We start from the raw sequence: 22,505 nt of genomic DNA on the forward strand, positions 1-22,505 counted from the left end.
CATTGCCCTACTAGGGATGGGAACTTAGGATGTTTGCTTCCCAATCCCTAGTCTCTAATCACCAACCGAGTTTAGGAGTTGCGTCTTTAAGGTGAAATGTGATTAGATTGCGATCGCACAGTCTGTACTTTTCTGCACTGCTCTATTCAGCTTGGGAGGCTCCAGTACCAGCACTGAGGGTACGCGATCTGGTGCTGCCAAACGCAATAAGCCATAGCCAATACCTGCAAGACCCGTCATGAGTCCGGGTGTTTCAACTCCCAACGGCACTCCACAGAGCCAGCCATATTTATCGATACTTTCGAGGATAATGGCGGCAAAGCGATCAACTTGAGTTTTCCACTGTGGATCATCAAAGGTTTGACTGGCTTGTAACAGCAATTCCAGATTGCCTAAGTCGCCATGACATAGAGAGTGATTGCTACCAAATCCATGCTCCAGAGTGGTTTTTAGGGCTGTATCAATTTCAGTACGAATTTTGGCATCATCAAGATGTGGAAGTGATCGCAATCTCCCTAACCCAATTCCTGGCGCACCGTGACACCAAGCCGTCATACAAGTCGGTTGGTTGTCGTCTTTATCTGCCAGAATTGAACTGGAAAAATCGCGCAAGTCGGGCCAATTTCCCACTTCAGGACGGAAGAGACTGCGCTCGTATTCAATAGCAGCTAGAGCCGTTGTTTTAAAACGTTGCTCACCAGTTAAGCTGGCAAGTTCTAGTAGCACCCAAGCAATCCCAGCTACACCATGAGAGAAACCAGTCAGCGGTTTTAACTCAGCAATCTGGGTTGTCCAACCAACTCCATATTCCATCGGTTTAGCAGTAGTGATCAGGCGCTCGCCACATTGAATTGCAGCCGCAAGTGTGCGTTGGGATGGTCGGCAACGATATAGGCTAATTAAACTGGCAAGACCACCGGCTGTACCACTAAGAATGTCCAGTTGTTCATCTTTTGAAATCAAATTCGGGAACTGCTCGACGAGTGATTCAGCTTCAGTTAGCAGTTCTGGCTCATTCCACAAAACCCCTAGCTGGGTCAAAGTATAAATTACCCCACCCCACCCACTAAAGCCACCGAGTGACTTGATGTATTCTCTACTACTCTCTACCTGACGTTGCATTGTTACCAATGCCGCTTTTGCTAGAGCAGTGTAACGCTTTTGTTCAGTTAGAGCACCCAGATACGCAAGAAATAGGATAACCCCTGGTAGACCCTCATAAAGGTCTATTTCCAATGCAGTGAGAGTCCAGTGTTTTTCAATGAGCGTTAGACCAATCCAAGAGATATCTTTCTCACCATTCAATGCCAGCTTCTCTAGCCGATCGCCCACTACTTGTGCTGCTGCCACCAGTTGCTCATAACTGGCACTATTTTGCGGTTTATTCAAATGATAAGTTGGCCATTTTGCTTGCTCCTCTGCCATTGCCAATGTAGAGAGAGAAGCACGGACAAACCATATCTGTTGCTTGAGATCAGCATTACTGAGTTGTTGAATACGACGTTGCACTAAAGTCATGCCTGTTTCATCAAAGAAATCGGCAATTTTTTTATTAAAACTACTCCAAATAGCGCGGGAATTAGGGCGAGTTGTGAACATGGGAATATCACCTTGCCACAAGTCATCACGTTCAGCAGCAATCACCTTTGTCAAATATGGCTGCTTTTCTATTCCCACCCAGAGTCGGTCAAAAAAGCGATCACGATCTAAGGCATTGCGTAACAAGTTAGGATGAAAACTCTCATGTAATAATAGACCATAACTGCGGGTTTGTCTTAGGAGAAAGCGTACTTCATCTTCTGCAAAACGAGCCAAAGGACTATTTTCTGATAGCAACTCATCCCGATATTGCAAAATCAACTGATATATGTTGGTAAAGCCAGTGATGATTGCCTCAGTGTAATCCAGTACATTCACTTCCGCATCATTCAGAGTTGGTCGATTCTGACTGCCTGACATTGGCATTTGCTTACGGGCTACCCGCATTTCATCTGTCCCTATTTCTTCCGAATACGAGACGCGATGGGGTGTTAGTTGACCTTCTTTCCCTCCTAAGCCGCTTATCTCAGCTCCCTCAGATTCAGCATTTGCCCAGAAGCGTTGGGGCAGTAAACCAACACGCAAAACAGAGTTATCAATTGTATTGATAGCAAGTTGCTCTGATTTCTTAATATCAATGCTTTCAATCCGGGGATGAAATAGTGACTCCAAGTCAACTAAAACCGGATGTTCGCCTACTGCAATTAAATTTTCCAGGTGAAAATCGGTAGCTTCTAGTGCATACAATAGCGCCAAATAACCGCCCTGACGCTTATAAAAATTTTGTAGACATTCTGGGTCATTACAGCCTTTCGCAGTAACAAATTCCACCCAACCATAAGTACCACGATTTATTATTTTTATGGTGCGAAATGGGGGATAATTACCTCGTTGATTAAGCCATTCTAGGAGTTGCTGAAAATGAACATCAACAGCTAGAGATTTTGGCTTATAGACTATCTGAAAGCCAGAGCTAAACTTGGCAATTAGCACAGAACGTCCGCCTCGATGGGTGTCGCTAACGCCGCCATCTATTTGAACCATTACACCTGTCTCTGCTTCTGGACTGAATGTGGTACGGATATCTGACCAATCAGTACAGAGGTGTTGAAGAAATTCCAAGCTATAGCTGACCCATTGGTTAATGCTAATCACAAGTTGACGGGCTAAAACTGGATACTCTTTTAAGATAAAAATTACCACCTCATGCTGATGTAGGCGTTCTAAAAAGCTTTGAAATCGATCCTCTGGCAAGTCACCAACTAATAATCCTTGCAAACGCGCTACATTGAGTTCTAAAATCATTGTACGATTCAACATCCAGAGTAATTCACCTGGTAAATTTGCAAATAGCAAGGCTTTAATTGTCGTGGGATCGAAGGGTAAATTTTGGTATGTTTGGATTAGCTTCTGAATTCCTTCATGTAAGCGGTCAAGTCCTTGGCTAATCAGTGGCTCGATGGCGTACAAAAATCCCGATTCTTTTTGCTCTCCAAGCTTCTGTGGAGGGAGAATTATAGTGGCATTGGAGTAGGTAGGATGAAAAAAAGCCTGAGCCAAGTCTGTCAACCAATCTGGGATAGCTGAAAAACGAGTTTTCATAACATCAGTGGGTTCACCAAGAAGGTAAATAAATTCCTTCTCTGTAATTGCATCCATGGTGAGACGTTGATCAAAGTAAGAGTCATTCGTAAATGGAAATTGCGATTTCCATCGTTGCATCCGGCGTTGAGCAAGAGCCACATTAACTTCAACTTTTGGTGTCTTGCTCTGCTGCGTGCGTAGGAATGTAATGCGTTCAGTTAATGGAATCGCATTGTACCAAGCTGAAGATTGAAAGGATGTCTGATGCATAGTGTTAGTCTCCTGAGAATATTCACGAAAGATGAAATTTGCTAGTAAAGCACTGTCATATGAAGAGAATGGTGGGCTATAAAAATTTACCTTTCTTCTTTGGTTTTATCCTAGAAAACGGTTATTTTTATATCCCATCCACATCAAATCAAAATCTACAATAGTGCTGCAATATTCTGTATTTGTGGCTTACTACAACAGTTACCACCACAGCTACAGCTACATCCGCCCTGTCTTGAAACGGAGCGAGAAGCAGCAAATCCTCCTGAAATCGCACCCATATCTTCATCTGACAGTTCAATCATCCCTGCGGGGTTTTCAGGCAACTGCGCCCGTTGCTCGTCACTCAAGCTATTGCGATACTCTTCATCTTTCCAAGCACGAATGATGTCAAGATTTGACATTGTTTTTCTCCTTAAGTTGAGTCAATTCAAAACAACTGAAACAGAGTGAATGCCAGGATTGGCATTACCGAGCTATAAAATAATCGAGAACGCTCTGAAAAAACATCGCAACTCTCAATCATTTCTTTGCTCAATCGCGAGTCATTTGACTCATGAATTCAGAATAGTTGGGGGAATTTCCCTCAAGCTAATCGCCTAGGCTTGACGCTAAAAGTTTTCTACAATGGGGGATAAACAGTTAGGGGAAGTCGCTTAATTAGGGAATTCCCCCAACTTTATTGCTAGATTTGACTTGTCGATGGTGAGATTGCTCTCAAGAACGCAAATTATACCAATTCCCTAAAAAAATTATTATGAAGCGAAATTTGTCAACCCTCTACTGAGGGAATCATTGGGGGCAAAGTAAAAGCGAAACGGTATTAGAACCCCAACAGCTATACTGACTTTTCACGGGAAGTCTAGAAACCTGAGTAGGGGCGGGTTTAGTCATATCCGGGCGCCACCGAAAAGATAGTAGTGAAACCCGCCCCTACAGACATGCCATGGCACGTCTCTATACTCACGTTGCGCCACATACCATGAAAAGTCAGTGACTATGCTATGCTCTGTTCTCCAATGACAGATTAGGGAGGCACGAAGCGTGCCTACTACCAACGGGGGAACTACCCCCAACTTTGCTACCTGTGCTGGTAGCGAGAAGTTATCTACAATGGGGGATAAATCGTTAGGGGATGTTACCCAACTTAGGGGAACCCCCCCAACGTTTTTACCGGGTGGGACTTGTCGATGGCTAGACCGAACTATGGACCTCAAGCAAAAAAACGGGCAAAGCGCCTGTTAGAAGCGTTGCTGGCTTACGCCAATGACGAGTGGGAGAATACAGAACATCTACAGATAAAAGTCAACTGGCAAAGTGAAAACCAGTTGGTTGTCAGGACAAAGGTGCGATTTCTCCAAGAATTGACATCCTTAGATCCCTATGAAGGCAAATTAAATAGCGAACAAATTAAAGAAGCGCTGAGACGGCTAGCAGATTTTGTCGAGATTCTAGAAGATAATCGTCCGGGAAAGAAAGGATTACATGATTGGCACTTTACCCTGAAACTCTGGCACAAACGGTACGATAAAGAGGCGATTATGCAACGGTTTAATCTAGAGTGGGAACGTCGCCGCCCGGAAAAGTCCAAACAAGTCGCCCCGACTGCATCACCACCGCCTTCTGTAACCACAGGCGTGCAGCAACGGGAACAGAAGCAGGGAGTTGTAGGGGCGGGTTTTACTGATAACATTCTAAAGACAACCTCTAACTTAACTAAACCCGCCCTTCTTGGGGAACTACCGAATGGTTCAGTGGAACTCAATTCTCAGTTTTATATAGAACGCCCTCCCATTGAGGAGCGTTGTTATCAGACAATTCGTCAACCTGGGGCGCTGATTCGGATTAAAGCACCTCGGCAAATGGGTAAAACGTCGCTGCTAGACCGGATTCTGGACTATGCAGAACAGCAAGGTTATGCCACGGTGCGGTTAAATTTGCTCCAAGCTGAGGCGGACGTTTTTAGCAGTCTGAATCGCTTTTTGCGCTGGTTGTGTGTTTGTATCAGTTCTAAACTCAAACTGGATGCTCAACTGGATGAGTATTGGGATCAGGATCGGGGCAGTATTGTTAATTGTACAACCTACATCCAAGATCATTTATTAGAACAACTGGAGTCACCCTTAGTTTTGGCATTAGATGAAGCGGATCGGGTGTTTCAATCCCCCGATGTTGCTCAAGGCTTCTTTCCCATGTTACGTAGTTGGCATGAAGAAGCCAAGACGGTTGATAGTTGGGAAGAATTGCGATTAGTCGTAGCACATTCAACGGAAGATTATGGACTCTTGGATATTAATCAATCCCCATTTAATGTGGGATTACCGGTAGAATTGCCAGAGTTTACCTCGCAACAAGTCGCTGATTTAGCTCAACGCTATCAACTGGATTGGGATGAGACACAAGTCCAAGAGTTCATGGCGATGGTAGGGGGACATCCGTATTTAGTCAGATTAGGACTTTATCACTTAGCGCGTCAGGAGGTAACGCTCTGCCAATTATTACAAGATGCGCCAACCGAAGTAGGAATCTATGAAGCACATTTGCGCCGACATTGGGGAATCCTCAAAGAAAATTCGGAATTAGCTGCTGCGTTAAAACAGGTTGTTAGTGCCACCGAACCCGTGCGAATCGAAACTATGCAGGCGTACCAATTATACAGTATGGGACTGATTCAGCGAAAGCGCGATCGCGTCATTCCTCGTTGTCAGTTATATCGGCACTATTTTCAGCGAATCATGCATTATGAATTCTAGCGACCCAAATTGTAGAGACGCGCCATGGCGCGTCTCTACTGGGATTACACTAATCTAAAATGACTCTATGTCAGATAGCAATTATTACAAAATAGGAGGAAGTTTAGAGTATCACCACCCGACTTATGTGGTGCGACAGGCGGATGCTCAATTGTATCAGGGATTAATTAACGGAGAGTTTTGCTACGTTCTCAACTCCCGGCAAATGGGTAAATCCAGCTTGCGGGTGCAGATGACGAAGAAGCTAAAAGCCCAAGGTGTCAAATGTGCCGCGATTGATATGACTCGCATTGGTAGCCATGTGACGCCGGAAGAATGGTATGGCGGATTGGTGTCTGAGTTGTTGCGTGGGTTTCGACTTTCCAGGAAGATTAACTTTAGCAACTGGTGGCGCGATCGCTCTCTGTTATCTCCAGTACAACGGTTGAGTGAATTTATTGATGATGTCCTCCTAATCGAGTTATCCGACAACATCGTTATTTTTATTGATGAAATCGATAGTATCCTGAAAATTAACTTCAAAGATGACTTTTTTACGTTTATCCGAGCTTGCTATAATCAACGGGTGGATAATCCCGACTATCAACGCCTCACCTTTTGTTTGTTGGGAGTCGCTACGCCATCGGATTTGATCGCCGACAAACAGCGGACACCGTTTAATATTGGTCAGGCAATTGAGTTAACCGGCTTTACTTTTGCCGAAGCCAATTCAGCTTTAATCAAAGGATTGCAGAATTACGTAGAGAATGCTGAAGCGGTTTTAACTGAGGTATTGGATTGGACAGGAGGACAACCGTTTCTGACTCAAAAACTATGTTCTTTCATTGTTCAAGAATGGGATACAAGGGGTCAGGAATTCCATCCCGATAATCCATCGGCGGCTAATGAGATTGAGCTGTTAGTGCAACAGTGTATTATCGAAAACTGGGAAGCGTGGGATGAACCAGAGCATTTGAGAACAATCCGCGATCGCATCCTGGCAAATGAGCATCGTGCAGGTAGATTACTGGGACTCTATCAACATATTTTACAGCAGGGACAAATCCCCACAGACGAGAGTCCGGAACAAGTTGAATTGCGACTGACGGGGTTGGTGGTTAGACAGCAGAGATATTTAAGAGTTTATAACCCCATTTATGCCGGGATTTTTAACCATCGTTGGGTGGAGAAAGAATTAGCCAATTTGCGACCCTATAGTCAGGGAATTACTGCCTGGGAGGAATCGAACTGTCAAGATCAATCACGGCTGTTGCAGGGGCAAGCATTGCAAGAAGCCTTGGCGTGGGCAACTAATAAAAGTTTAAGCGATCGCGATTATCACTTTTTAGCGGCTAGCCAAGAATTGGATAAACGAATGGCTTTGGAGTTAGAGAGAAAGCAAAAGGAGGCAGTCGAACAGGCAAATCAGATATTGGTTGAGGCGACACATAAAGCCCAACGCACGATTCGTATGGGCTTGGGGATTCTGTTCGTCTCTTTATTTGGGGCAGGAGTTGCAGGAATCGTCGTCAACTTAGTGATTGGAGAACTAAAACAGACGATGGAAAGTACTCGACTCGAACGGGTCAGTTTTCAAGCTTTGCAACGGTTTGAAAGTAGGGGTGACGAAATCGAAGGGTTACTTTTAGCCATGGAAGCAGGGCAAGCTTTGCAAAAGCAGGCGCAAGATAGTCGTCTCCTCCCAGAGGAACTTACCACCAGTCCCGTGGTCGCCCTACAACAAATTCTTGACAACATTCGAGAACGGAATCAAATCAAAGGGCATCAGCAAAGAATATGGCATGTCAGTTTTAGTCCGAATAGTAAGTACATGGCGACGGCTTCATCAGATGGCACTGCCCGACTGTGGGACTTATCTGGCAATCAAAAAGCTGAATTCAAGGGACATCAGGGTTGGGTAACCCATGTCAGTTTTAGCCCCAACGGAGAATACATCGCCACGGCTGGGGAAGATGGTACTGCCCGATTGTGGGACTTATCGGGGAAACAGCTTGTTGAATTCCGGGGGCATCAAGGTCAAGTCTGGAGTGTCAGTTTTAGCCCCAATGGAGAATACATCGCCACGGCTGGGGAAGATGGTACTGCCCGATTGTGGGACTTATCGGGGCAGCAGCTTGTTGAATTCCGGGGGCATCAAGGTCAAGTCTGGAGTGTCAGTTTTAGCCCCAATGGAGAATACATCGCCACGGCTGGGGAAGATGGTACTGCCCGATTGTGGGACTTATCGGGGCAGCAGCTTGTTGAATTCGAGGGGCATCAAGGCAAAGTCTTGAGTGTGAGTTTTAGCCCCAATAGTGAATACCTGGCGACGGCTTCGACTGACGGTACTGCCCGATTGTGGAATTTATTCGGGAAGCAACTCGTTGAATTTCAAGGGGGGGTTCAGGGTACAGTCTTGAGTGTCGATTTTAGCCCAAATGGTGAGTATATTGCCACTGCCCATGACGATAGCACTACTCGGTTGTGGGACTTGTCTGGCAATCAAATTGCCGAGTTGAAAGGGCATCAGGGTTGGGTAACCAGTGTCAGTTTTAGTCCCAATGGTGAGTACCTTGCCACAGCGAGTGAGGGCGGTATTGTTCGGTTGTGGGATTTGTTTAGCCACCCAAAAGCCGAATTTAGGGGACATCAGGGCTGGTTAACCAGTGTTAGCTTTAGCCCCAATGGGCAATACATTGCTACGGCTTCATCGGATGGCACTGCCCGACTGTGGGACTTGTCTGGTAATCAAAACGCTGAATTTAAGGGACATCAGGGTTGGGTAACCCGTATCAGTTTTAGCCCCAATGGAGAATACATCGCCACGGCTGGGGAGGATGGTACGGCTCGATTGTGGGACTTATCAGGTAATCAAAAAGCCGAATTCAAAGGGCATCAGGACTGGTTAACCGATGTTAGCTTTAGCCCAAATGGGCAATACATGGCTACGGCTTCATCAGATGGTACTGCCCGACTGTGGGACTTATCGGGCAAGCAAAAAGCCGAATTCAAAGGGCATCAAGGCTGGGTAACCAGTGTCAGTTTTAGCCCGAATGAGCCGTATATCGCCACGGCTGGTGAGGATGGCACAGTTCGATTCTGGCACTTATCGGGGAACCCGCTAACGGGATTTCAGGGGCATCAAGACTGGATAACGAATGTCAGCTTTAGCCCCACTGGAGAATACATCGCCACGGCTAGTCATGATGGTACTGCCCGATTATGGGATTTATCTGGCAACCCGCTTGCGGAATTTAAGGGGCATCAGGGTTGGGTAAGGAGTGTGAGTTTTAGCCCCAATGAACTGTATATCGCCACGGCTGGTGAGGACGGTACTGCCCGGTTGTGGGATTTATGGGGTAACCCGCTAGCAGAATTTAAGGGGCATCAGCGTGCAGTAACGAGTGTTAGTTTTAGCCCCGACGGAAAGTACCTTGCCACTGCATCCCATGATGGTACGGCACGGATATGGCGGGTTGAAGAATTAAATGAAATGCTCTTGCGAGGCTGCAATTGGCTCAACTATTACTTTGTTACCCATCCTCAAGCCTTAGAAAAACTAGAGGTTTGCCAATAGCCGTTCAACTTTGTTCGCCCCGTTCGATAAAACGAGCCACTTTCTCATTTATTGCCTAGGGAATTTAACTATAATTTATGTCATGTCAGAGACGAACTATTACAAGGTAGGAGGAAGTTTAGAATACAGGATGCCTACACAAACAAATCCCTTGGGAAACCATGCTTCAACAAAGTTATTATGGATTTATCGAGGATTTACCAAAGAATACTCGAAGTTTGCTCCCCCAGCTTGCCATAGTGCCATGGCACGTCTGAAACATGCTTCCCCTGCATCCTACCCCACAACAAGACTTATTCAGTAAACCTAAACCATGTATGAATATAAAGTTGGTGGCAGTCTCCCGGCTGATTCTCCCACCTACGTCTGGCGACAAGCCGATCGCGCTCTCTATACAGCCTTAAAAGCGGGACTCTTTTGTTATGTCCTGAATTCCCGACAGATGGGCAAATCCAGCTTGCGAGTCCAAACCATGACGCGACTCCAGTCGGAAGGAATTGCCTGTGCTGCGATTGATTTAACCGAAATTATTAGTCCCGATATTACGCCGAGTGAATTTTATGGCAGTATTACCTATACCCTAGCTGATAGTTTTAATCTCCTGGAGAAAATTGGCGACTTTGATAGCTGGTGGAGCAACTATGAAATCCTATCCAGTACCCAGGGATTAGTGCGATTTATTAAAGATGTCCTTCTCAAACATCAATCGCTTTTGGGAAAAAAATTAATTATCTTTGTCGATGAAGTAGACAGTGTTCTCCGTTTACCGTTTTCCGTAAATGACTTTTTTGGTTTAATTCGCGCTTGTCACAATAATCGCGCCGATCAACCGGAATATAACCGCCTCACCTTTGCGATTTTAGGCGTGGCGTCGCCAACGGATTTAATTCGTTCCCAAGCCTATAGTCTTCCCTTCAACTGTGGAAAAGCCATTGAACTCACGGGTTTTCGCTTAGACGAAGCTGAACCCATTACCAAAGGGTTAACGGTCAAATCTGCCAATTCCCAGGAACTGACGAAAGCGGTACTCAGTTGGACACAGGGACAGCCATTCCTCACCCAGAAACTCTGCAAACTGATTGTCGAAGCTGAGGATGCACCACCGCTAGGACAAGAATCCCACTGGGTTGAGCAACTGGTGCGATCGCGCATTTTGGAAAACTGGGAAAGCCACGATGAACCCGAACATTTACGTACCATTCGCGATCGCTTACTCCGAAATGAACAACGCAGTCGTTCCCTGTTAAAACTTTACCAAAAAATTCTATCTTCGTCTCATTCCTCTGCCATTCATGGGATATCAGACTTTGGCAATTCCCCGAATCGATACGGAGAAATCATTGATGATGATAGTCCGGCACAAATGGAACTGCGATTGTCTGGATTAGTGGTCAAACAAGGAAGTATTTTAAACGTTCACAATCGCATTTATCGGTCAGTTTTTAACCCCAGTTGGGTAAAAAAACATCTAGCGGCATTAGAACCTGAACCTCAACATTCGCAATTTCAGAAAACTCTGGCTGAACTGGAGCGGAAACTGTTAGTCTCTCAACTAGCTTGTGTTGCTGATGGTAGAGATTCGGCGCAGGCGCTGTATGAGGTGTTGCGAGACGTAACCTTACGCATTGGTGATTTACTCAGCGCCGATCGCGCGACTATCTTTTTACTCAATGAAGACAAAACTGAACTTTGGTCAGTCGTGGCTGAAAATGAAGGGAGTGAATTTCTGGATATTCAGGTACGATTAGGGGAAGGAATTGCAGGTCAAGTGGCAAAAACTCGAAAACCCATTAATATTCGCTCGAATGTTTACCAAGATGCGCGGTCTGAATTTGTTAAAGCATACGATGAAAAATACAATTATTATACCTATAATGTCTTGGCGTTGCCAATTACTAATGAAAATCAACAAGTTATTGCTGTCATTCAATTACTCAACAAATTAAAGCGACCCAAAAACTCTGACAATCAAGGACATTGGTTAATCAATCGCCACGGCTTTAGTCAACGGGATCAAAAGCAACTAGCAGAATTTGTTCCGGCAATTCGCCGAATTCTGGAAAGCTGTCAATCCTGTTATCGTGCCACAAAGAAACTGCGAGCCACCGCCGCTTTAGCCGAAGCCACTCGTTCCCTAGATAAGAGTAGTTTAGACATTCAAGAAATCCTGCCACGAGTCATGGATGCGGCGAAGAAACTGATGAATGCTGACCGCAGTACCTTATGGCTTTTGGATCGCGATCACCATGATTTATGGACAAAAATTCTCCAAGCTGATGGTTCTTTAACCCAAATGCGAGTTCCTGTCGGTGTGGGATTTGTGGGTAAGGTGGCTAAAACAGGTCAACCCCTGAATATTCCTTTTGATCTGTATGATCATCCCGATGCGACGAATTCGCGCAAATTTGACCGCACCACGGGTTATCGCACCTGTAGCTTGCTCTGTATGCCTGTATTTAACGCCGATGGTGAATTAATTGGCGTGACGCAATTGGTTAATAAACGGAAACCCGGAAATTTTCCGTTCTATAAACATGAAGATTGGCCCCAACCGCCTGAACAATTTCAAGCCAGTTTTGATGAGCATGACTGTCAGTCCATGCAAGTGTTTAATGAGCGAGTGGGTGTGATTTTGCAATATGCCAAGACTCATGAAACTTTAAAGCAGTTTACCCAAATTCAACCCAAAGAAGGGGTTCACAATACCCTGGTAATGCTTAATCAAGCCGTGGGCAACCATAGCGATGAGGTGATGCATAACATGCTAAATTTTATTGCCAAATCAGTGACCAAGACGCTAGATACTGAACAGACGACGATTTTTGTCTTGAATAGCGAAAACCAAGCGTTTTGGTCATTAATTGTTGATAATGAAACGGGAAAATTAAGAGAAGTTCAGCTTGCTGCTGATGAAAGCGAGTTAGCCTCTATCTCTAAACCAATGCGACATGGAATTAGTCAGAAGCATCCCCGCCTCTCGACGTTAATTCAAACCGCTACTCCTCAGTTTAAGGATTATCTAATTCACAGTCATTTAGTCTATCCTATCGTCAATTCGCAGCAGACTGTGGTAGCACTGATTGAATTAATTAATAAACTCAAACCTACTAGCGATCGCGGCGCACCATTATCTGAACGCATTGACCCTAAAGGGTTTAGCAAAGCCGATGAAAAGCAACTGGATCAATCTGTCCCCTCAATTCTGCCGATTCTGGAAGGCGTACAATCTTTTTATCGAGAAATGCGGATCATTCAGGGGCGACAAGCGATCGATGCGTTATGGTTAGCAATTAGTTCGATTAGTCAAGGGAATTGGACCTCTCAGGAAATTCTGCAAAAAGTCATGGATGCGGCGCAAAAGTTGACCAATGCTGATCGCAGTATCCTGTGGCTAGTTGATCGCCAACGGGGTGATTTATGGACTGAACTTCCCGGTGTTGGGAAAATTCGCTGTGAAATTGGTATGGGGTTTGCGGGTCAAGTGGCAGCATCTGGTAAGCTAATGATGATTCCCTATGACTTGTATGACCATGATGGCGCATTACACGCCAAACAAATGGATCTAGCAACCGGATATCGCACCTATAGTTTACTTTGTATGCCTGTTTTAAGTCGCGATGGGGAGTTATTGGGGGTGACGCAGTTACTCAACAAGCGCAAACGGGGGAATTTCCAGGAGGATCACCTGGCTGATTGTCTTGATGTTCCTGATTATTTTAAGACCAGTTTTAATGAACGCGATCGCCGATATATGGAGATATTCAATAATCAAGTCGCTGTCATTGTTCAAAGCAATCAACAGCAGGATGTATTAAAAAGTGAAATTTTGGGTAGGCTGTCTAAAGCGTCAGTCGAGTAACAAAAGTTAGGGATTAAATCCATTGTCTGGTTTCCCTTTAGACACGGTAGGGGCGGGTTTAGGGACAATTGTAGGGGCGGGTTTAGGGACAATTGTAGGGGCGGGTTTAGGGACAATTGTAGGGGCGGGTTTAGGGACAATTGTAGGGGCGGGTTTAGGGACTAAATTCAGCTATTTACCGATAACGGAAAAACAAAACCCGCCCTAGCTCACCGATAACGGAAAAACAAAACCCGCCCTAGCTCACCGATAACGGAAAAACAAAACCCGCCCTAGCTCACCGATAACGGAAAAACAAAACCCGCCCTAGCTCACCGATAACGGAAAAACAAAACCCGCCCTAGCTCACCGATAACCGAATGAGAACAAGATCCCCAACTTCTTCAAGAAGTCGGGGATCTGAGCATCTAGCATTTCACAACTCAAACAGGATGGCTATATTAAACCTGTACTTGGTAATTTATTTCCGTTCCTTGGGGCGATCGCCTTCAAAGGGTTGAACACCTGTATCTGGATATTCATCATCGTTAGCGCCAAAAATTCGCTTGACGCCTCCCCAGAGGTAATCAAACATCTCCTGTACTCGTTCTAAAACTGTCATAGCTTTCCTCCACAGGTTATCGTCAAAACCGATTTAAAAGACGTTATTGATCAATAAGGGTTAATACCCATCCCCAATTTAGGATAAAAGAAGACATTGTGTCTAGTTCGCTTAACCGAATCCTAGTTTTCAGTAAGTTGACTTGAGTCAGACTACCTGTATTTATACTCAAAGCAAGTGATAATTTGAGAGTCAGTGCTTTGTAGCAAGGGGGGATGAGTTATTCTGATCAAAACTGCATCTTAGGATATATGGCGCTAACCATCATCCTCTAAAAGTGGTACTCTGGCGACTCTTCAATTAAAGTCCAGGTGTCCACCAATACAGCGTTGTCCTTATTCCATCTCAAGTTCAGGTTCTCGTTGAGCAAAGTAGTTACTCAAGAAGGTATTAACCAGAGATAGGACAATTGGACCGAAAATGAATGCGAATAAGCCATGAACGGTGAATCCAGGTACAGCTACAGCAGCTAACCAAAAACACAATCCATTGACCACCACAGAAAATAATCCGAGTGTCACAATATTGAAGGGGAGAGATAGCACAGACAGAATTGGCTTAATAAATGAATTCACCACTCCAATGGAGGCTGCACCTAATAAAGCAGCCGGAAATGTCGCTAGGTCAACCCCTGGAACAACTAAATCAACAACCAATAAGCTCAAGGCTATGGCTAACAAGGTCAAAAAGAATGCCTTCATAATTTTTTCCTCACCTGTAATGTTCAAATATCTGAAAAAACGATACTCCTATTACTATCTATCTTTATGGGTCTGACCGTCATCTCTACAGAGATAGATTTTGCCCCCTGTCAGATTGGTTTTCTGGATAAATTGAGGTGGGTTGGGTCAAAAGACGAGACCCAACACAAGCTGGCTTGAGTCTGTTGGGTTTCACTTCCTTCAACCCAACCTACCTAAGTGATACAAAGGAGTTGATTCACCTTGCCCACGCGACAATGACGACAAAATCATTCTCCAGATGGAGGTTAATCGCCTAGTTTAGCCGTTAAGCTTTATAGAGTAACCGACGAACTGAATTTATTAATCCTTATGAAGTTACTCCGAATAGTTTTGGGAATTCTTCTCCCACCTGTGGGCGTTTTTCTGACCACAGGAATTAGCTCAGCCTTTTTGATTAACATTTTGTTAACTTTACTGGGTTTGCTTCCGGGTTCCATTCATGCGGTTTGGGTCATTGTCAAACATGAAGAAAGATACGCTTAACGTATCGCGGAAGTCCCCACCCTCAACAGACGGATTTTCGTAGCCGGAAGGGGAACGAGAATGAACGGCTGTAGGGTGGGGATGACTAGCGGGAAACCGGAGGAACGGAGGTTTCCAATAGATTATCCACAATAACGCCATCTATAATAATACCTATTTCTAAAGAAGTACTTCTGGAGCTAGACGTATATAGTCTACTTGATTCGATATAATACTGGATGTAGAAGTTACCTAAATAAATCAATATGAGTACTGAAGATCGAATGAAAGCAACAGCCAAAAATATTGAAGGCAAAGCCCAAGAAGCCATGGGAGAGATTACGGGTAATCCAGAAGATAAAGCTGAAGGCAAAGCTAAACAAACCGAAGCTAAAGTACGACATTCCGTGGAGAATGTAAAAGAGGAAGTCAAGAAAAAAATTGACTAATTCTGTTTCTGTGTAAATTTATATCCTGTCGGGGTAAGTTGTGAATTGCCCCGACGATGGCTTGTTACATCCGACGGATTTTCCTGCCAATCATCTTGCCTACGCCACCTAGGGGCCAAGATAGCAAAAGCAGTACGGGAATAATCTCCAAGCGTCCCATCCACATCAAGACAATCAACGTCAACTTACCTAGCCACGGCAAATTAGGATGGGTGATTCCACTAGATAAGCCGACACTTCCGAGGGCTGATGCGGTTTCAAAGATAATGTCACTTAAACTATACTGAGGTGTAACGATATGGACTAAAACTACAACACCAATCGCAATTGAACCCAACCAAAGTATTGCCAGAACAGCCGCCGACTCAATCCGACGATTCGCTTCATTTTCCTTAATCACTTCGCCATCTAATACATAGCGCATCATCTGATGGGGTTTGAGGGTAATGCGTTGAAAGCGCCAGAGAATCCCTTTAAACAACGATACAACCCGAGTCAGTTTCAACCCACCCACTGTAGAACCGGAAGCGCCACCGCAAATCATGCCGAACGTTAATAATAACTTGGTTGTGGGACTCCACAATCGCAAGTTTGTCGTACTAAAACCACAAGTTCCCAAGGCTGAAGCCCACTGGAATATACTATCAATCCACTGAATTTGACCTCTAAACCAATAGTCTTCGAGTACCAGGAGCACGACACCCAAAGCTAGCAGTATCCACAGCGCCCGATGTTGAGTATCTTGCCACAATGCGGATAGCTTTCGCTGGCGAATCAGTTGATAGTGAATGGGGAAACTAATCGCCCCCGCTATCATGATCGGGATAACAGCTAACTGGATTTGAGGACTATAGGAACCAATACTATTGTCGGTGATGGCAAATCCCCCTGTTGAAATCCCCGTCATGCCATGATTCAGCGCATCCCACCACGGCATTCCGACCAAGCGCAACCAGACGACACTCACTACGGTGAATAGCAAATAAATCCACCAAATTTTACGTACTGTCTCTTGAACCGTTAAACCAATTCGCTTCTGGCGTCCTTCAGCATAGTAAAGTTGATAAGCATCAGTACTGGGTTCTAAGATTGAAACCATTAGCACAATCACACCCACGCCGCCAATCCATTCCATAAAGGAACGCCACCACTGTATACTACGCGGTAAATCACTCGAGCGCAGTGCCATGCTTAGTCCTGTACTGGTAAACCCGGAAAAGGCTTCAAATAAGGCATTCCAGGGTTCCTGAAAATTCAGCATAGTCATGGAAGGGAGAGTAACATCAGCTAAATGAGACGCAATTAATACCAATGGGATAGCACCAAAAAAGGGAATTAATCCCCAGCTGAGGGCAACAGCCACCAACGCATGAGGTAGGCGTGAGGCTTTTGCATGACGAAACAGACGATAAAGCCCTTGTCCCGCCGCTAATGACGCTAATGCTGTCCAGAAGAAGGGCAGTATTGCATAATATTCACCCAAAAAAATGGCGATAGGTAGAGACACTAATGCCATTACTCCTGGGACATGAAGAAATAGACCCACGTCACGCAGGATGGTTTTAATACGTTGATTCACGATAACAAATAGGCTTGAGTTTTGAGTTACTTTTTATTCATTGTCAGAATCTTCCATCATCCCATAGAGAGACTTAGCAATAATCATTTCTGGATTGGTGAGAACCTGTACTCCTAAACGTTCAAAAAGAGACTGATGACTTGAATGATTTACCATGCTAATCAGCGTTTTGATTTCGTACTCTTTGCCCAGAAACATCGCCATGAGATTAGCGGAGTCATCACTCGTGGCGGCGATCAGGGCATCAGCCCGATCTGCACTGGCTTCGTCCAAGAGACTCCCCTTGGCAATATCCCCTTGAAATACATTAATATCGTGGTTTTTGAGAACAGTTCTGGCTCGTTCCACATCTTCTTCAATCAGGGCAACCTCATGACCATCTTTGATTGCTAAGTCAATTAAGCTAGCCCCCTCCGGTCCTGCGCCTAAGACAATCAAGTACATGATAATCGTTCGATGAAAAAAACAACAATAACAGACAACGATTTTCTAACCTAAAAAGGTTTTGGACTTTGAAATACTATTGAATTTACGCTCGAATCCGCCGATATTGTGCCTGGGCAAACATGTGAATGCCGTAGGCAATTAAACCAATCGCCACAATTCCCAATAACCAAGGTCCATAAGGTTGTCGAGACAGTGTGTCTAACGCCCCATTGAGTCCTCTGACTTCACTAGAATCATACTGACGACCTGCCTGAATTGCAAAGAAACCAATCATCACAAAGACTACACCCCGCGCCGCTAAACCCAATCTTCCCACACGAGTTGCCCATGTTTCCTCAGTATTACTCATCTCATGCAACTTCATCTTTTTGCGGAATTTAGCTTTGTAAGCTTTATAGAATTGGTAAAAGCCGTAACCAATAATAATTGCCCCAATTATACCCACTAACCACTGACCAAAGGGTTGGGCAAGCAGGCGGGCTGTCCACGTTTGCTTTGTACTTCCACCGCCAGCACTCTGAGTTGCACTCACAATGATTTGAATCGCACTGAAGGCTAAACTGGCATAAATTAAACCACTAATCCCATAACCAATACGTCTGACAATATCGTCAGCATCATTACTTTCGCCTCTCTGATCAGGATCTTGAATCGCTTGGACAAAACGCCAAACTACATATCCAATCAAACCCAAGGCGACTACCGCTAACATGAACTGACCAAAGGGCTGGGCTGCAATTGTGCCTAAAGCGCCTTTGCTATCTGTAGTTTTCCCACCGTTGCCTAATGCAGCTTGTACCGCTAATAAGCCGATAGTTGCATACACAATCCCTTTGGCGGTATATCCAACTCTAGCCAATTTGTCGATCCATGTACTTTCACTATGTACTTGAGACATAACAATACTTTGCCCTCAACTCTTCTCTATTGGGAATGTACAAAGATTATCGATTTACAGACAAAATCATATCTATCGCCGGGATGAAATTTAAACCTCGGCTCTATATGCCAAAATGATGAGAGTGTGTGGTAAGTATTCCAAACTATCGCTCTTCTGTCACTTTCGGAAGGGCGAAGCCTGAAACCATTACTAGGATAGAGTTTGACGATTTGCCCCTATTTCATGAGTTTCTATCAGTTTCTCAATGCCCAAATGCTTGACAGAAAAGGCTTTCAGCAATCCGGTTTGATAGTTCTTTTCCCAGAGTGACAATAGAGGGATAGATCCCCGACTTCTTTAAGAAGTCGGGAATCTGGAGTACCTCACTTATGCCTTCGATTATCAATTAACTATCTTTGCCAAACTTGTTGGTAATCCATGCTGATTGGTAAGGTTGTAGCTTAAACGTATCATGAATATCGGAAATATTTTGTCCACTAATCAAGTCATACCACTTATCCGTGGCAATTAAATTCAATTTCAATAATGGTAACGTTTGTGGTTTATCGCTCAAATTATGGATCGAGAAAATACTCTGATCTCGCTTCATACTCTGTCGCCAAAACACCAACAGTGCCTGATTTGAGGGGTGTAGTGTATATTGCGTCGCATTGGGATGAAATGCCTGCTGAAGGCGACGAATTTGAATCAATCTAGATAATTCCCGAAACACGATCGCGTGGGGCGAGTTTACCTGTTCTAACTCCCGCTCTAGTTCCTCGATATCCCAACGGTGGCGGTTGATGGAGCGTTTTCTTCCCGTCTGCTGCATCAGGGCGCGATCGCTACCCGTTCCTAGCAGACTGTGAATGTAAAAGGCAGGAATTCCTTCTAAGGACATCATAATCGTTTGTGAGCAAATAAAACGCTGAATTTGCCATTTATCTTCCCCCTTTACGGTTCCTTTCATTGCATCAAATAAAGCAATATTAATTTCATAAGGGCTTTCTGTCCCATCGGGTTGGCGGCGATAGCTAATTTCTCCGCCAAATTGAGTCACACACTCCAGTAACGTCTCATATTCATCATCTGACAACAATCCCTCTGCCGGACGCAAACCGATGCCATCGTGAGATGCGGTAAAATTCAAATAGGCACAGCCCATCGGTGCAGGTGGCATACTCATCATCCAGGTTTTTAGATGTTCAGATTTTCCCTGAAGTAAAGCATTAAGCAACAGCGGCGGCAAACTAAAATTGTAAATAATATGCGCTTCATTTCCGTTGCCAAAATAACTCAAGTTTTCTCGGTTCGGCACATTGGTTTCCGTAATAATTACCACCCCTGGATCAACGAGTTGTAACAGTTCTCGCATCAGCCGGATCAAGACGTGAGTTTCGGGTAAATGGATACAGGATGACCCGATGCATTTCCACAAATATCCCACGGCATCCAGTCGGATATAGTTAGCGCCAATATTGACAACATAAAATAACAGAATTTTGACATACTCTACCAACAGATCAGGATTAGCAAAATTGACATCAATTTGGTCGTCGCTAAACGTCGCCCAGACGTGTTTCTCGCCGTTTACGGTATCCACTTTGACCAATAAAGGGCTACTCCGGGGACGCACCACTTGCGATAAATCAGTCGTTGGGTCAACGTCAATAAAATAATTACACCCCGGTTTAAGTCCCTGTTTAAACTGTTCAAACCATGCACTTTTACTGGAAACATGATTGAGGACTAAATCCAGCATCAAATCAAAGGGTTGGGCAATGGATTTGATATCTTCCCAGGAACCCAATTCTGGATTAACTTGCAGATAATCAATGATGGCAAATCCATCATCGGAACTGTAGGGACAAACGGGTAAAATATGAACGCCAGTTATTGTATCCTGAAGATAGTGTTCGAGAAACTGTTTCAGTGTCACCAAGGGTTTTTGATCACCCTGACGATAGATGCTGTCGCCATAGGTAATCAGTAGTATCTGCTGTTCATTCCACTTATCGGGATTTTCCTCTCCTGAATCGGAACAGTGGGGGTGCAGCAACTGCAATAAGTGAGCCGCTAGTTGCTCAATATCTGCCTCTGGATAGATGACTTCTAGTAGCGGCTTGATGCGTGACTCAAACGAGTTGACCAGTTGGTTTGACGGTGACATAACGTTCAAACAGATCATTGGGAAATAGTTTGTCGGGAGGATATCAGACTGAGTAAAGTTCAATTTTTCCCGACACCCTACACCCTACACCCTACACCCTACACCCAGTAGTACCTTCAAGTTCCTTGTCACCCCCTCAGGTTTATGGCACTAAAGTGCCTACTACGAACCTACGAACCCTGTTCCCTGTTTCCAGTTTGTATAGATTATCACAGCATAATTTTCAAATTAATTGAATAATCAAACGGTTGTGCAGAGGTGTCATCAGTCTGATGGACTATAAGCAAGAATTGATCACAACGATTCATGACTTTGGCTGTAATCTGGATGCGCTTGTAACCCGATTGACCCGCTTCAGTGAAGAATCTCCTACGGCGGTTTTAATTCCAGCGCTCTACGAGGAACTCAAACGACCCGCGTTAACTACAATTCGCGATCATCTGGCTGATTGCGAGTTTGTCAAGACGGTTATCGTTTGTGTGAATGCGCCAACGGTGACTGATTATGCCAAAACCTTACAATTTTTTCAAACCCTACCGCAAAAAACCCTAATTATTTGGGAAAATGGTCCACGAGTTACTCAGCTTTTAGCCGATGTGCGGGAGAGGGGGGTGGATTTACTGAAGTTTAAGGGAAAGGGGTTAGCGGTTTGGTTAGGGTTAGGCGTTGCGTCTCTGAGTGCTGATGCGATCGCACTCCATGATGCTGATATTATTACCTATGACTGCTCCTATCCACTAAAACTGCTGTATCCCTTGCTAGATAAGGAATTCGGCATTGACTTTAATAAAGCCTACTATACCCGTTTAGGCAATTATCCCCAGAGTTTTCATGGGCGAGTGGTGCGTTTGTTTATTGCGCCGTTACTTAATGTGTTAAGGGAGGTGTTCGGCGAAAAGAACTACTTACGCTACCTGAGTGCTTATCGTTACCCTTTAGCTGGTGAATTTGCCTTGACTAGCGATTTAGCCCTACACACGCGCATTCCGGCAAATTGGGGTTTAGAAATTGGCTTACTTGCCGAAGTCTATCGCAGTATGCCATCCAAACGCATTGCTCAAGTCGATTTAGGTATTTTTGACCACAAACATCAACCCTTAGGTGAAGATGTGAATTCGGGGTTGCAAAAAATGTGTCGCGATATTTTCCGTTCCATCCTGCGAACCTTAACCGAAACTGAACAGGTGGTGATTACGATGGAGCATATCCATGCGCTGCGCGTCAAATTCCGCCGGGAAGCTCAAAGCTTCACTCGTAAGTATTTTATCGATGCTCGCTTCAATGATTTATTGTATGATCGCCACCAAGAAGAAATAGCGATCGAATGTTTTGAACAGGTTATTTCGCACGCAGGTGAACAGTATTTTAATGATCCAGTAGGCGCTCAGATTCCGGATTGGACAAGAGCATTAGCGGTTATGCCTGATCTGCGCGAACGACTTATCTATTGTGTTCAACAGGATGTTGCTCAAGTTACCGCCCAAGTTTTAGCGTCAACCCTGACACCGAAGATGGTAAATCCCTTGCATCTTGAGTCGTCAGGATTGCCAGCAGAAACCATGGGATTGAAAAACGACGCCGGAATTCCTATATCTCGATAATATAGATCTGTA

Annotated in this window: 17 protein-coding genes; 8 read left to right on the forward strand and 9 right to left on the reverse strand. The window is 44.7% G+C overall.

All coding sequences use genetic code 11. The features are described 5' to 3' along the window. Nucleotides 1-102 precede the first annotated feature (102 nt). Both MC7420_RS11755 and MC7420_RS11760 read right to left on the reverse strand, forming a co-directional pair. Entirely contained in the window at nt 103-3,393 is a 3,291-nt protein-coding gene (locus tag MC7420_RS11755; RefSeq protein ID WP_006100547.1) for a type 2 lanthipeptide synthetase LanM family protein, read from the reverse strand. A gap of 155 nt (nt 3,394-3,548) precedes the next feature. Then, nucleotides 3,549-3,797: a mersacidin/lichenicidin family type 2 lantibiotic gene (locus MC7420_RS11760; protein WP_006100521.1), complete on the reverse strand. Its 249-nt coding sequence runs from the start codon at nt 3,795-3,797 to the stop codon at nt 3,549-3,551. 786 nt (nt 3,798-4,583) lie between these two features. On the opposite strand from MC7420_RS11760, the gene MC7420_RS11765 reads away from it, so the two are divergent. The 5 genes from MC7420_RS11765 to MC7420_RS11780 all read left to right on the forward strand — a co-directional run bounded on the left by MC7420_RS11765 (nt 4,584) and on the right by MC7420_RS11780 (nt 13,769). After that, complete coding sequence (locus MC7420_RS11765) at nt 4,584-6,146, forward strand: AAA-like domain-containing protein (protein ID WP_006100603.1); 1,563 nt, start codon at nt 4,584-4,586, stop codon at nt 6,144-6,146. A 67-nt stretch (nt 6,147-6,213) separates the two neighbouring features. Next, complete coding sequence (locus tag MC7420_RS11770; protein WP_006100529.1) at nt 6,214-9,702, forward strand: WD40 domain-containing protein; 3,489 nt, start codon at nt 6,214-6,216, stop codon at nt 9,700-9,702. 130 nt (nt 9,703-9,832) lie between these two features. Continuing rightward, nucleotides 9,833-10,006: a hypothetical protein gene (locus MC7420_RS39565; protein ID WP_006100703.1), complete on the forward strand. Its 174-nt coding sequence runs from the start codon at nt 9,833-9,835 to the stop codon at nt 10,004-10,006. Between the two features lie 9 nt (nt 10,007-10,015). Beyond that, complete coding sequence (locus MC7420_RS11775) at nt 10,016-13,561, forward strand: GAF domain-containing protein (protein ID WP_006100392.1); 3,546 nt, start codon at nt 10,016-10,018, stop codon at nt 13,559-13,561. 22 nt (nt 13,562-13,583) lie between these two features. Beyond that, complete coding sequence (locus MC7420_RS11780) at nt 13,584-13,769, forward strand: glycine zipper domain-containing protein (RefSeq protein ID WP_006100526.1); 186 nt, start codon at nt 13,584-13,586, stop codon at nt 13,767-13,769. Between the two features lie 252 nt (nt 13,770-14,021). On the opposite strand, the gene MC7420_RS41380 is transcribed toward MC7420_RS11780, so the two are convergent. Both MC7420_RS41380 and MC7420_RS11785 read right to left on the reverse strand, forming a co-directional pair. Further along, nucleotides 14,022-14,162, reverse strand: a complete 141-nt coding sequence (locus MC7420_RS41380) for a hypothetical protein (protein ID WP_006100528.1) — start codon at nt 14,160-14,162, stop codon at nt 14,022-14,024. Nucleotides 14,163-14,497: 335 nt separating this feature from the next. Beyond that, nucleotides 14,498-14,863 (reverse strand): phage holin family protein, encoded by a 366-nt coding sequence (locus MC7420_RS11785; protein WP_006100669.1) that lies wholly within the window; start codon nt 14,861-14,863, stop codon nt 14,498-14,500. 351 nt (nt 14,864-15,214) lie between these two features. On the opposite strand from MC7420_RS11785, the gene MC7420_RS36815 reads away from it, so the two are divergent. Next, nucleotides 15,215-15,388 carry a YqaE/Pmp3 family membrane protein gene (locus MC7420_RS36815; protein ID WP_006100679.1) on the forward strand — a complete coding sequence of 58 codons (174 nt, stop codon included), beginning with the start codon at nt 15,215-15,217 and terminating at the stop codon, nt 15,386-15,388. A 245-nt stretch (nt 15,389-15,633) separates the two neighbouring features. Further along, entirely contained in the window at nt 15,634-15,816 is a 183-nt protein-coding gene (locus MC7420_RS11795; protein WP_044206656.1) for a CsbD family protein, read from the forward strand. A 64-nt stretch (nt 15,817-15,880) separates the two neighbouring features. Here the strand turns inward: MC7420_RS11795 and MC7420_RS11800 are convergent, their stop codons facing one another. From MC7420_RS11800 to MC7420_RS11815, 5 genes are all read right to left on the reverse strand, one after another. Further along, complete coding sequence (locus MC7420_RS11800) at nt 15,881-17,332, reverse strand: TrkH family potassium uptake protein (protein ID WP_006100663.1); 1,452 nt, start codon at nt 17,330-17,332, stop codon at nt 15,881-15,883. 96 nt (nt 17,333-17,428) lie between these two features. Then, on the reverse strand, nt 17,429-17,839 hold the full coding sequence (locus tag MC7420_RS11805; protein WP_006100610.1) for a potassium channel family protein: 411 nt from the start codon (nt 17,837-17,839) through the stop codon (nt 17,429-17,431). 85 nt (nt 17,840-17,924) lie between these two features. Then, a complete protein-coding gene (locus MC7420_RS11810; protein WP_044206661.1) occupies nt 17,925-18,740 on the reverse strand; it encodes a DUF1206 domain-containing protein in 816 nt (271 codons plus the stop codon). Between the two features lie 192 nt (nt 18,741-18,932). Next, nucleotides 18,933-19,055, reverse strand: a complete 123-nt coding sequence (locus MC7420_RS43335; RefSeq protein WP_006100628.1) for a hypothetical protein — start codon at nt 19,053-19,055, stop codon at nt 18,933-18,935. A 73-nt stretch (nt 19,056-19,128) separates the two neighbouring features. Further along, entirely contained in the window at nt 19,129-20,892 is a 1,764-nt protein-coding gene (locus tag MC7420_RS11815; protein ID WP_006100439.1) for an alpha-amylase family glycosyl hydrolase, read from the reverse strand. 272 nt (nt 20,893-21,164) lie between these two features. On the opposite strand from MC7420_RS11815, the gene MC7420_RS11820 reads away from it, so the two are divergent. Beyond that, nucleotides 21,165-22,493: a hypothetical protein gene (locus MC7420_RS11820; protein WP_006100463.1), complete on the forward strand. Its 1,329-nt coding sequence runs from the start codon at nt 21,165-21,167 to the stop codon at nt 22,491-22,493. Nucleotides 22,494-22,505 lie beyond the last annotated feature (12 nt).

This window comes from Coleofasciculus chthonoplastes PCC 7420 (assembly GCF_000155555.1).
In the GTDB taxonomy this organism is placed as follows: domain Bacteria; phylum Cyanobacteriota; class Cyanobacteriia; order Cyanobacteriales; family Coleofasciculaceae; genus Coleofasciculus; species Coleofasciculus chthonoplastes_A.

Bases quoted from the DNA above. Each gene is read 5' to 3' on its own strand.
- MC7420_RS11770 (WP_006100529.1), top strand. From the start codon at position 6,214: ATGTCAGATAGCAATTATTACAAAATAGGAGGAAGTTTAGAGTATCAC.
- MC7420_RS39565 (WP_006100703.1), top strand. From the start codon at position 9,833: ATGCCTACACAAACAAATCCCTTGGGAAACCATGCTTCAACAAAGTTA.
- MC7420_RS11815 (WP_006100439.1), bottom strand. From the start codon at position 20,892: ATGTCACCGTCAAACCAACTGGTCAACTCGTTTGAGTCACGCATCAAG.
- MC7420_RS11760 (WP_006100521.1), bottom strand. From the start codon at position 3,797: ATGTCAAATCTTGACATCATTCGTGCTTGGAAAGATGAAGAGTATCGC.
- MC7420_RS11795 (WP_044206656.1), top strand. From the start codon at position 15,634: ATGAGTACTGAAGATCGAATGAAAGCAACAGCCAAAAATATTGAAGGC.
- MC7420_RS11765 (WP_006100603.1), top strand. From the start codon at position 4,584: ATGGCTAGACCGAACTATGGACCTCAAGCAAAAAAACGGGCAAAGCGC.
- MC7420_RS11785 (WP_006100669.1), bottom strand. From the start codon at position 14,863: ATGAAGGCATTCTTTTTGACCTTGTTAGCCATAGCCTTGAGCTTATTG.
- MC7420_RS11805 (WP_006100610.1), bottom strand. From the start codon at position 17,839: ATGTACTTGATTGTCTTAGGCGCAGGACCGGAGGGGGCTAGCTTAATT.
- MC7420_RS11820 (WP_006100463.1), top strand. From the start codon at position 21,165: ATGGACTATAAGCAAGAATTGATCACAACGATTCATGACTTTGGCTGT.
- MC7420_RS11755 (WP_006100547.1), bottom strand. From the start codon at position 3,393: ATGCATCAGACATCCTTTCAATCTTCAGCTTGGTACAATGCGATTCCA.
- MC7420_RS11800 (WP_006100663.1), bottom strand. From the start codon at position 17,332: ATGGCATTAGTGTCTCTACCTATCGCCATTTTTTTGGGTGAATATTAT.
- MC7420_RS36815 (WP_006100679.1), top strand. From the start codon at position 15,215: ATGAAGTTACTCCGAATAGTTTTGGGAATTCTTCTCCCACCTGTGGGC.
- MC7420_RS11810 (WP_044206661.1), bottom strand. From the start codon at position 18,740: ATGTCTCAAGTACATAGTGAAAGTACATGGATCGACAAATTGGCTAGA.
- MC7420_RS41380 (WP_006100528.1), bottom strand. From the start codon at position 14,162: ATGACAGTTTTAGAACGAGTACAGGAGATGTTTGATTACCTCTGGGGA.
- MC7420_RS11775 (WP_006100392.1), top strand. From the start codon at position 10,016: ATGTATGAATATAAAGTTGGTGGCAGTCTCCCGGCTGATTCTCCCACC.